Origin of the sequence: Ruegeria atlantica, from assembly GCF_001458195.1 — a bacterium.
Classification (GTDB): domain Bacteria; phylum Pseudomonadota; class Alphaproteobacteria; order Rhodobacterales; family Rhodobacteraceae; genus Ruegeria; species Ruegeria atlantica.
In genome coordinates, this window is the sequence record NZ_CYPU01000006.1 from 135612 (window position 1) to 145260 (window position 9649).

10 protein-coding genes and 2 pseudogenes are annotated in these 9649 nt (G+C 57.9%); 7 read left to right on the plus strand and 5 right to left on the minus strand.

The features are described from left to right. Window positions 1-75: 75 nt before the first annotated feature. Entirely contained in the window at window positions 76-2262 is a 2187-nt protein-coding gene (locus tag RUA4292_RS00940) for a xanthine dehydrogenase family protein molybdopterin-binding subunit (RefSeq protein WP_058275898.1), read from the minus strand. A 3-nt stretch (window positions 2263-2265) separates the two neighbouring features. After that, entirely contained in the window at window positions 2266-2730 is a 465-nt protein-coding gene (locus RUA4292_RS00945; RefSeq protein WP_058275899.1) for a (2Fe-2S)-binding protein, read from the minus strand. A gap of 140 nt (window positions 2731-2870) precedes the next feature. On the opposite strand from RUA4292_RS00945, the gene RUA4292_RS00950 reads away from it, so the two are divergent. Next, window positions 2871-3473: a TetR/AcrR family transcriptional regulator gene (locus tag RUA4292_RS00950; protein ID WP_058274090.1), complete on the plus strand. Its 603-nt coding sequence runs from the start codon at window positions 2871-2873 to the stop codon at window positions 3471-3473. 53 nt (window positions 3474-3526) lie between these two features. Here RUA4292_RS00950 and RUA4292_RS00955 read toward each other — a convergent pair whose 3' ends face one another. Next, window positions 3527-3790 carry an ATP-binding cassette domain-containing protein gene (locus RUA4292_RS00955; protein ID WP_058275900.1) on the minus strand — a complete coding sequence of 88 codons (264 nt, stop codon included), beginning with the start codon at window positions 3788-3790 and terminating at the stop codon, window positions 3527-3529. A 30-nt stretch (window positions 3791-3820) separates the two neighbouring features. Between RUA4292_RS00955 and RUA4292_RS00960 the strand changes: the two are divergent. The 6 genes and pseudogenes from RUA4292_RS00960 to RUA4292_RS00985 all read left to right on the plus strand — a co-directional run. Further along, a pseudogene (locus RUA4292_RS00960) lies at window positions 3821-4390 on the plus strand (NAD(P)(+) transhydrogenase (Re/Si-specific) subunit beta); the annotation flags it as partial. Between the two features lie 312 nt (window positions 4391-4702). Beyond that, window positions 4703-5149 (plus strand): phasin family protein, encoded by a 447-nt coding sequence (locus tag RUA4292_RS00965; protein ID WP_058274073.1) that lies wholly within the window; start codon window positions 4703-4705, stop codon window positions 5147-5149. A gap of 186 nt (window positions 5150-5335) precedes the next feature. Continuing rightward, window positions 5336-6373, plus strand: coding sequence for a tRNA dihydrouridine(20/20a) synthase DusA (dusA, locus tag RUA4292_RS00970; protein ID WP_058275901.1), 1038 nt, complete (start codon window positions 5336-5338; stop codon window positions 6371-6373). 40 nt (window positions 6374-6413) lie between these two features. Then, window positions 6414-7238 carry a sulfite exporter TauE/SafE family protein gene (locus tag RUA4292_RS00975; RefSeq protein WP_058275919.1) on the plus strand — a complete coding sequence of 275 codons (825 nt, stop codon included), beginning with the start codon at window positions 6414-6416 and terminating at the stop codon, window positions 7236-7238. After that, a complete protein-coding gene (locus RUA4292_RS00980; protein ID WP_058275902.1) occupies window positions 7235-8017 on the plus strand; it encodes a hypothetical protein in 783 nt (260 codons plus the stop codon). The genes RUA4292_RS00975 and RUA4292_RS00980 overlap by 4 nt, the downstream gene beginning before the upstream one ends. 33 nt (window positions 8018-8050) lie before the next feature. Further along, on the plus strand, window positions 8051-8779 hold the full coding sequence (locus RUA4292_RS00985) for a SpoIIAA family protein (protein ID WP_058275903.1): 729 nt from the start codon (window positions 8051-8053) through the stop codon (window positions 8777-8779). Between the two features lie 257 nt (window positions 8780-9036). On the opposite strand, the pseudogene RUA4292_RS00990 reads toward RUA4292_RS00985, so the two are convergent. Next, window positions 9037-9540: pseudogene (locus tag RUA4292_RS00990) on the minus strand (IS3 family transposase); the annotation flags it as partial. Further along, the gene (locus tag RUA4292_RS25570) at window positions 9465-9626 is read right to left on the minus strand and encodes a hypothetical protein (RefSeq protein WP_370737401.1); all 162 of its coding nucleotides are present in this window, start codon (window positions 9624-9626) and stop codon (window positions 9465-9467) included. The gene RUA4292_RS25570 and the pseudogene RUA4292_RS00990, both read right to left, overlap by 76 nt. Window positions 9627-9649: the final 23 nt, after the last annotated feature.

Here is a 9649-nt window from a genome sequence, read left to right on the forward strand (position 1 = left end):
ACGAAATTTGATCAAATTTTCTTTGGCTGAGAAAAACCCCACGCTCGTCCAGTGGGACAGGCGCGGGGTTGGTCGTCAGACGAAGCTAACGCCGTTTTCCACCATCGGCAGAGTGGTGACTTTCACGCCAGAAAGCGCCTGGATCGCATTGGCCAGCGCGGGGGCCGAAGGCGGCGTGCCGGGTTCTCCAACACCAGTGGGGGCTTCGGCGGAAGGCACGATATGAACGTCAATCTCGGCAACATCGCCGATGCGCAGCGGTTCATAATCAGGGAAGTTGTACTGATCCACGGCGCCTTGGGTCAGCGTGATCTGATCACGCATGACGTGGCCGATACCATATCCGATACCGCCTTCCATCTGCGCGCGCACCACGTCGGGGTTCACGGCAATCCCGCAATCCACGGCGCATGTGACCTTCTCGATCTTGATGCCGTTTTCCGGATCACCGGACACCTCAACAACCTGTGCGGCATAAGACCCAAAGGATTTATGCACCGCGATACCTTGTGCGCGACCCGCAGGAGCATTGCCCCAACCGGCCTTCTCAACAGCCAGTTTCAGAACTTCTGCCTTGCGTTGCTGATCCGCGTTGTTGGTATCCGACAGATGGGACAGACGGAATTCTACCGGGTCACGACCTGCGGCCTCGGCAACGGTATCCATCATCGTCTCCATGACATAACCGGTGTGCGTGTGCCCCACCGAGCGCCACCAAAGAACCGTTGTTGCCTTGGGGGTGTCGGTTAAACCCAAGGCCATTCCGGGGATGTCATACGGGCTGTCGGCAATGCCCTCGACAGAGCTGTGGTCGACGCCGTCATGTACCGCGACGGCCTCAAACGGTGTGCCCTTGATGACCGACTGACCGGCGACCTGATGCTGCCAGCCGACGATTTTGCCATCGGCGTCCAGGCCAACGCGAACCCTGTGGCCGAAGGCGGGGCGGTAGTAACCGCTGCGGATATCATCTTCGCGGGTCCACACCAGTTTGACCGGGCGCGAGCGGTCGGTGACCACAAAGGCCAGCGCAGCCTCAACCTGATAATCCGCATCTGGCGTCGCCCGCCGTCCAAAGGATCCGCCGGCCAGCATTGTTTTGATGTGAATCTTTTCTGTAGGCAGTTGGAAGATCTGCTGATAGGCCATATGCGGGCCGGTCGGCATCTGGGCACCATCGTGCAGGACAATGTCACCTTCGGCAGTTTGCTCGATGGTGCAGTTCAACGGTTCCATCGGGGCATGTGCCAAAAGCGGGAAATAGAAGGTCTTTTCAACGACCGTGTCCGCGCCATCAATGGCCGCCGACACCGCTGCGACATCCGCCTTGTTCACGTTATACGTGGCTTCGGCGTCCAGAGCGGCCATGATTTCGGCCTTGATCTGGTCCGAGTCGCGGGTCTCAGATCCGGACATGTCCCAGTCTACCTCAAGCGCGTCGCGCGCCTGAATGGCGGCCCAGGTATTTTCGGCATAAACCGCGACGCCTGCCTGATTTGGAAGAACTGCAGCGCTGATATAGCCTTTCACCTCTTTTGACGCGCTGTCGTCAAAACTGTTGGCGATACCGCCCTTCGATTCAGGGCGCTTGATCATGGCGACCATCTGGTTCGGCAGATGGACGTCCATCGCGTACATTGCCTGACCGTTGCCCTTGATGGCCGAATCCTTGCGGCGCACCGTTTCGTTTCCGATCAGGCGGAACTCTGACGGGTCTTTCAGGCGAGGCTCGGCCGGGGCCTCCAGTTGAGAGGCCGCGGCCACGAATTCAGCGATTGGGGCCGAATTGTCGCCTGCCTTGACGATACCTTCCTCAATGGTGATGCCGGATGCGTCCACGCCCCAGATTTGCGCGGCGGCATTGATCAGCATCTCACGCGCCGCCGCACCTGCCTGACGGTATTGCATCCACGAGTTCGCCATTGCAGTCGAGCCGCCGGTGCCTTGGAAGGGGCCGAACAACAGGTTGTTATAGACCTGCGGGTTGGACGGGGCGAATTCGTATTCGATCTGGTCCATGGTCAGGCCGATTTCCTCTGCGATCAGCGTCGGCAGACCGGTTGCTGGACCTTGGCCCTTTTCAAAGTGTTTTACGATGGCTGTTACAGTGCCATCTGCATCGATCTTCACGAACGGGTTGAATTGAGCGGTCTCTGACGAAGCAGCCGCCAGCGCCCCATCAGGGCGTGCGCCCACCAGCAGGACGGCACCGGCAGCAGCGGCACCTTTCAGAAATCCACGGCGGGAGGTGTTGATGGTCATGGATCAGGCCTCCAAAATTTCAGATGCGCGCTGGATGCCGGCGCGAATGCGTTGATAGGTGGCGCAACGGCAGGCGTTGCCATGCATGTAATCGTCAATCTCTTCGACGCTGGGTTTTGGGTTTTCGGACAATAGTCCAACCGCCGACATCACCTGACCCGACTGGCAATAGCCGCACTGGACCACGTCCAGTTCGATCCAAGCTTGTTGAATGGCCGCACCGATTTTGTCGTCTCCAACCTCCTCGATTGTGGTGATCTCAGCATCTTCGACATCTTCGATGTAAGTCTGGCACGAGCGCACAGGCTCGCCGTTCAGATGCACGGTGCACGCGCCACAGGATGCGACGCCGCAGCCGAATTTTGTTCCAGTCAGCTTAAGTTCATCCCGGATCACCCAGAGCAGGGGCGTGCCGGGTTCGGCGTCGACCGTGTGGGTCTCGCCGTTCAGTTTCAAAGTCAATGCCATGAGGGGGCTCTCCGTGTTGGGCTGGTTACCTGAGTCGGTAAACTGGCGGGTTTACACTAGGCCAGAAACCCGCGTGTGTAAACTGGTGAGTTTACGTAGTGTTTGACCTTGATCTGTCAATGGGTCTATAGCTTTAAAATATGAACGAATGCACAGCGCCGAATGCGTCCAAACATGCCCAGATCATCGAAGCGGCCGTAGCGGAATTCCAAGAAAAGGGGTTCGCCGCCGCGAGCATGGACCGTATTTCAGCGCAGGCCGAGGTGTCCAAGCGCACGCTGTACAAGTACTTTGAAAGCAAGGAAAACCTGTTTAGATCCATCGTGTTGGAACTATCCAACCGGTTCGCGGCCGTTCGGGACATCCGCTATGAAAAAGGGCGCGACATTCGTAAGCAGCTAACTGATCTGGCCTGGGCCGAGGGGCGCATTCTGATGCTGCCCGAAGTGATGGCGATGGCACGGATGGTGATCAGCGAAACTCTGCGCAACCCTGATCTTGCTGCCGCTGCGCAAGGCAAACTGGACAAAACAGCGATCTTTATCGAGATGCTGAGGGATGCAGCCGAAGACGGGCAGTTGCGGATCGAAAACCCCGAACAGGCGGGACAAGAATTCATCGGCCTGATCAAGTCCAGAGCTTTCTGGCCGATGGTTTTCTCTGGCAACGTTCTGACCGAAGTCGAAATGACCGCGACTATAGACAGCAGCGTCGAGATGATACTGAGCCGTTACGGGGTCTAGTTTCGCTGCGTGATTAGGGCAGGCGGAAATACTACTCGCCCCAAGTGGGCCCTTTATGCCGTTAAGGTTTGTCGCATGGCCTGCGGCAGGATGAACGGAACCTGAGCATTGGGCAGGGTGCTGATAGGCAGGTCAATACCATAGACCTGCAGCATCGTCTGGTCGTTCAGGATCGCAGTTGGTGTGCCTGAGCCCCAAACAGATCCTTCCGACATGACATACACATAATCGGCAAACAGCGCCGTCAGGTTCAGGTCGTGCATAACCACAACAACGCCGCCGCCTTGTGTGGCGAAGTTTCGTGCGACGCCCAGCACAGTGAACTGATGTGCGATGTCCAGGCTTGCAACGGGTTTGGTGGCCCACAGGGTGAACAGATGGCGGTTGAGGGCGAGCAGATCGCCATCGAGGCCGACGGCGTGGCTGCGGCCCTGAACGATGCTGACAGCGTGGTGATCATCCCCGGCTACGGCATGGCGGTGGCGCAGGCACAGCAATCGGTGTCCGAACTGGTCCGCAAGCTGCGGGCGCAGGGCAAGAACGTGCGCTTTGCGATCCACCCGGTCGCGGGTCGTCTGCCGGGCCACATGAACGTGCTGCTGGCCGAGGCGAAGGTGCCATACGACATCGTGCTTGAGATGGACGAGATCAACGACGACTTCCCCGAAACGGATGTGGCCATCGTCATCGGCTCAAACGACATCGTTAACCCTGCGGCGCAGGAAGACCCCAATAGCCCCATCGCCGGCATGCCGGTTCTGGAATGCTGGAAGGCCAAGCAGGTCTTCGTGTCCAAACGCGGCCAGGGCACCGGGTACTCGGGCATCGAAAACCCGCTGTTCTTCAAAGAAAACACCCGCATGTTCTACGGAGACGCAAAGGCAAGCCTCGACAAACTACTGCCTATGATCGACTGAACGGAGCGGTTTGGTCCAAGTTACTTTGCGACCTGTAAAATCCTGCGCGTCTTTTGGAGCGGCAGATTGAGATTTGAAGCCGATCTGTTCTGAACTTTGTTGGCGCACGTCCGGAGATTCGGCGTGTCCCGGCCTGGCCCCGGCGCCGGGAACCTATGTGCGGGTCAAGGCAAGTACTTGATTTCAATGCGCCTTGCAGAATTATGCCGCAGCGCAGCAAGAAAAATCTTGCAATGCTGCATTGCGGCATCCATATTGTCCTCAAGCTGATGAAAACCGGGGTGGGCTCGGTTCGGCAAAAGGATTTTAGACATGGCAAAGACGCAAGACTTCACCGCGACCCTGAAAGACGTTATGGGCGCGTTCCCTGTTGACACCACCGCTCTGGAAGGTGCTTTCAAATCGACCGCGACGCTGAACGAAAAGCTGTCGGGTGTTGCGCTGGAAGCGGCTGAAAAGTCGGCTGAGATCTCGAACAAATGGACCAAGGACACCCTGGCCAAGCTGACCGAGATGTCTAAAGCCAAGGCAGAGCCTGCAGACTACGCCAAAGCGGCCACCGACTTCGCCAGCGCATCGGCTGAAGTTGCAGCTGAAAACATGGCGGCCTTCGCAGAGATCGCGAAAAAAGTTCAGTCCGAAACCGTTGAGCTGCTGATGGCAGCTGGCAAAGACGTCGCCGAAGACACAACCGCGGCCGTCAAAAAAGCCACCAACGACGTGACCGCAGCTGCCAAGAAAGCAACTGCTGCCAAGTAAGCAAACGCCGCGAGGCGCACCCACTCCTCCCAATCGGTGCTATCGCGCAGGGCAGGTCGAAAGACCTGCCCTTTCTTTGTTGGTGGAGCGTCTTATCGGTACGCGTCTTGACCACAGTATGCCCTTGGTTGCGAAACGCCGTCCGGTGCAGTAAGCCACCTATTCAGTGTACACCGAGACCCATCCATGACCGCATCGTCAAACCCTGTTTTGCAGCGCCAGTCGGCTTCAACAGGCCTTGTCACCAAGGCTGCGAGGCTGTCGGTTGCGCCCATGATGGATTGGACAGACCGGCATTGCCGATTTGTGCACCGTCTGCTCAGCCAGCAGACACTTCTATACACGGAAATGGTAACCGCCCCAGCTTTGGTGCGAGGTGGCGCATTGCATTTGTTGGACTTCAGTTCGCAGGAACACCCCGTCGCGCTGCAATTGGGCGGTTCTGATGCAGAGGAGCTGTCGCAGGCGGCCCGGCTGGGCGCGCAAGCGGGGTATGATGAGATCAACCTAAATTGCGGCTGTCCTTCGGATCGGGTGCAATCGGGCACTTTCGGGGCCGTCCTGATGAAAGATCCCGCCCGTGTTGCTGATTGCGTTGCCGCGATGCGCGACGCTGTTGATGTCGACGTTACGGTCAAATGCCGTATTGGGGTCGATGATCAGGATCCGGAACAGGTCCTGCCTGAATTCCTGCAGGCCATTCATGCGGCCGGATGCCGACGCGTAACAATCCACGCGCGCAAAGCATGGCTGAAAGGGCTTAGCCCAAAGGAAAACAGGGATATCCCGCCTTTGGACTACGACCTTGTGCATCGGATGAAAAATGCGTTCCCGGACCTGCACGTCTCGATCAATGGCGGAATCACGTCCCTGGAACAAGTAAAGACGCAACTGGACGCCGGGCTGGACGGTGTCATGATTGGCCGCGCGGCCTATCACCAACCCACGGATATTCTGGCCCAGGCGGATGCCATGATCTTCGGCAGCGGGCAGGTGGCTGATCCGATTGATGTCGTTCACAAAATGGTGCCCTATGTCGAAAATCACCTTGCCGGTGGAGGGCGTCTGCACCAGATCACGCGTCACATGCTGGGTCTTTTCGCCGGTCGCCCCGGTGCGCGTGCGTGGAGGCGGGCTCTGTCCGAGGGTGCGGTTCACGATGGGGCGGGCCCCGAAGTGATGCTGCAAGCTCTGGACAGTATCGCGCCTTTGGCAGAGGTTTGACGGGAACGGAATACGGCCAAATGGCCGGTTTGGGGGTATGATGCCCGAGACGATGTTGCTGGCCCAGATGCTGGGCCTTTTGCTTGTAATCGGGGCGCTGGCTGGTGTCTTGGCCGGATTGCTGGGTGTCGGCGGCGGCATCGTTCTAGTGCCCGCGTTTTTCTATGTATTCCAAACACTTGGGTACGGCGGCCCGCAATTGATGCAGTTGTGTCTTGCGACCTCGTTGGCAACCATCATCATCACCTCACTGCGATCCGTCTTGGCGCATAACAAAAAAGGCGCGGTGGATTGGGATATTTTGCGCGGCTGGGGGCCAGGAATTGCAGTGGGGGCCATTGTCGGCGTGCTGGTCGCCTCGGCGCTACGAACCGAAGCCTTGCAAGCCTTGTTCGGAGTGTTGGGTATGGTTATCGGCGCTTACCTGGGCTTGGGCAAATCGGAATGGCGGCTTGGTGATGTGATGCCAAAAGGCGTGAAGCGGGCCGTTTTGTCGCCTTCGGTCGGGTTCCTTTCAGTTCTGATGGGCATTGGCGGCGGCAGCTTTGGCGTGCCGCTGATGAGCCTGTTCAATACGCCCATCCACAGAGCGGTTGCAACGGCGGCCGGGTTTGGCGTGGTCATCGCCGTGCCTTCAGTTCTGGGCTTTCTGTTCTTGGACATTGCGCCTGAACACCGCCCGCCGTTTACAGTTGGCGCTGTAAATTTGATAGCGTTTGCAATTGTCGTGACCATGACGATGATCACCGCGCCGTGGGGTGTGAAACTGGCGCATGCGATGGACACCAAACAATTGAAGCGCGTGTTCGCGGTGTTTCTGACGCTGGTCGCCTTGAACATGCTTCGCAAGGCGTTGGGGCTATGACCGATTTTTGGGACAAGGGCTGGGTCAGGTTTCCACACGATCCGACACTTGCCCAATGGGTTGAACACGCTTTGCCGCAATCCCGCGCCTCGGTCACAGATCCGGCCTATGCGGAATGGCTGGATTGCGAAGGCACGTGGTTCATCGGCGTGAATGCGCTGGATAACGATCCGGAGGGCAGGGTGGGGCAATCAGACCTTTTGTCAGGTCAGGCGATGGGATTTATCGCCGAACATTACGGGCGGTTGCCACTGCACAAGGGGCAGGTCTCGGTCGTCTACCCCGGTTATCCCCGCCCGCGTCGTGGCGAAAACGAAGCCGCCAGCAGATACCGGCGGAACCGTGACGCTGCGCATGTGGACGGTTTGCGTCCCATGGGGTCGGATCGCCGACGACGGGTGGATGAGCCACACGCATGGATCCTTGGTGTTCCGTTAACGGAAGCAAGCGCGGATGCCGCGCCGATGGTTCTGTGGGAAGGCAGCCACAAGATTCTGGGGGCAGCCTTTCAGCGTGCCATGGAAGGCCAGCCCAAGGACAACCTGCACCAGATCGACATCACCGATGTCTATCAGACCGCCCGTCGTGAGGTGTTTGAAACCTGCCCCCGTATCGAACTACCTGCAAAACCGGGTGAGGCCTATCTGCTGCATCGCCACTGCCTGCACGGCGTCGCGCCTTGGGCCGAGGGGGCGACCGCCGGGCCGGATGGACGGATGATCGCCTATTTTCGTCCGGAATGCGCGGGGGGAGTAGCCGAGTGGATCGAATCCCCGTAACCTTTTGCCATTATTCAGGTTTGGAGGTTTTCGATGATTACGGTTCATACGCATTCTGAAGGGGCCCTGATTGAGGTCGAGCTGTCCGGCGAAGTGACAAGCAAAGATTACAGCGAGACATTGGTCCCCGCGATCGAAGCGGCGTTAGAGGCTCATGATGCGGTGCGTCTGTTGGCGATCGTGCAGCCAGAGTTCAAAGGCTATGATCTTGGGGCCGCGTGGTCCGATACCAAGCTGGGTCTCAGCCACTGGCGCGGGTTTGACCGTATCGCAGTGGCGGCTGATCAGGGCTGGGTCCAGACCAGCATCCGTCTGGCCGCGCCGATTCTGCCATGCCCCGTTCAGGTGTTCGAACTTTCGGAACTTGAGGCCGCGCGCCGTTGGATGCGCGAGTCGCTGGGGGCCATTCATGTGACCGATCTGGGTGGACCCTGCGTGCAGATCAGCCTGATGGGCAAATTGGATCCCGAAGAGTACCAGCAGGCAGAGCGTGATCTGGATACCTTGCTAAGCTCAAAGAACGGGTTCCGTCTGTTGATCGACCTGCGCGAGTTTGACGGCTGGCAGGGGCTGACCGCACTAGCCGCGCATTTCCGCCTGGCCCGAGGGCATGTGGGAATGCTGGATCGCGCCGCCATAGTGGGGGACAAAGCGTGGCAACATATGGCGCAGCGTGTCGCCAGTCACGTTCTGGGTGCCCGCACGCAGTTCTTCCCTTCTGAGGATTTCGAAAACGCAAAATCCTGGCTTGCAGCCGGGTAAGGCGGTGGCCGGCAGAGCGAAAGATTTCGCCTAGCTTTACCATTACGTAAGGTTAGATTTTCGGCTGTTTATTTTTTCTTGATCAGTCGGTCAAAAAAAGATTTAACGTGTTTTAGTCTTCCGTATGACCACTTCGGAAGAACTTAAATGCTGAAGAGCGCCGCGGTGGGTTGCCACTCACTTACGCATGTCGTCGAACTTGATCCCCCCTCGGAGTTCAGAGTGAGCAGCCCTATCTGACGGGTCCAACGTGATTGTTAGTGCATGATCGGCCTGTGTTCCATCGGGATGATGGTTTCTGGTGCCGGAGGGCGATAACCCAGTGCACTGTGTGGTCGTTTGGTGTTGTAGTGCTTCCTCCATTCTTCGATGATGATCTGCGCTTCTCTGAGCGAGTAGAAGATTTCCCCGTTCAACAGCTCGTCCCTCATGCGACCGTTGAAGCTTTCACAAAATCCGTTCTCCCAAGGCGAGCCTGGTTCGATGTATGCCGTTTTGGCTCCGACAGCTGCAATCCAGTCGCGAACCGCCAGAGCAACGAACTCAGGACCGTTATCTGAACGGATGTAGGACGGTGTGCCGCGCAGAATGAACAAATCCGTCAGAGCATCGATCACATCCGCCGAGTTTAGTTTTCGCTTTACCCTGATTGCCAAGCACTCCCGGCTGAACTCGTCGATGATGTTCAACGTCCGGAAAGGTTTCCCATCATCGGTGCGACAATGCACGAAGTCATAGCTCCAGACATGATTGCTATGTTGTCGAGCGTCAGGTCTGATACCGCACGCCTGAGCCGCTCATTTTCCTTCTGAAGCCGCCTAAGTTCCTTCAATTGGTCTACACCCATTCCGCCATATTGCTTGCGCCAGC

Coding starts and splice junctions, on each gene's coding strand:
- RUA4292_RS00985 (WP_058275903.1), top strand. CDS start 8,051: ATGATTACGGTTCATACGCATTCTGAAGGGGCCCTGATTGAGGTCGAG.
- dusA (WP_058275901.1), top strand. CDS start 5,336: ATGACCGCATCGTCAAACCCTGTTTTGCAGCGCCAGTCGGCTTCAACA.
- RUA4292_RS00975 (WP_058275919.1), top strand. CDS start 6,414: ATGCCCGAGACGATGTTGCTGGCCCAGATGCTGGGCCTTTTGCTTGTA.
- RUA4292_RS00950 (WP_058274090.1), top strand. CDS start 2,871: ATGAACGAATGCACAGCGCCGAATGCGTCCAAACATGCCCAGATCATC.
- RUA4292_RS25570 (WP_370737401.1), bottom strand. CDS start 9,626: ATGGGTGTAGACCAATTGAAGGAACTTAGGCGGCTTCAGAAGGAAAAT.
- RUA4292_RS00965 (WP_058274073.1), top strand. CDS start 4,703: ATGGCAAAGACGCAAGACTTCACCGCGACCCTGAAAGACGTTATGGGC.
- RUA4292_RS00945 (WP_058275899.1), bottom strand. CDS start 2,730: ATGGCATTGACTTTGAAACTGAACGGCGAGACCCACACGGTCGACGCC.
- RUA4292_RS00980 (WP_058275902.1), top strand. CDS start 7,235: ATGACCGATTTTTGGGACAAGGGCTGGGTCAGGTTTCCACACGATCCG.
- RUA4292_RS00940 (WP_058275898.1), bottom strand. CDS start 2,262: ATGACCATCAACACCTCCCGCCGTGGATTTCTGAAAGGTGCCGCTGCT.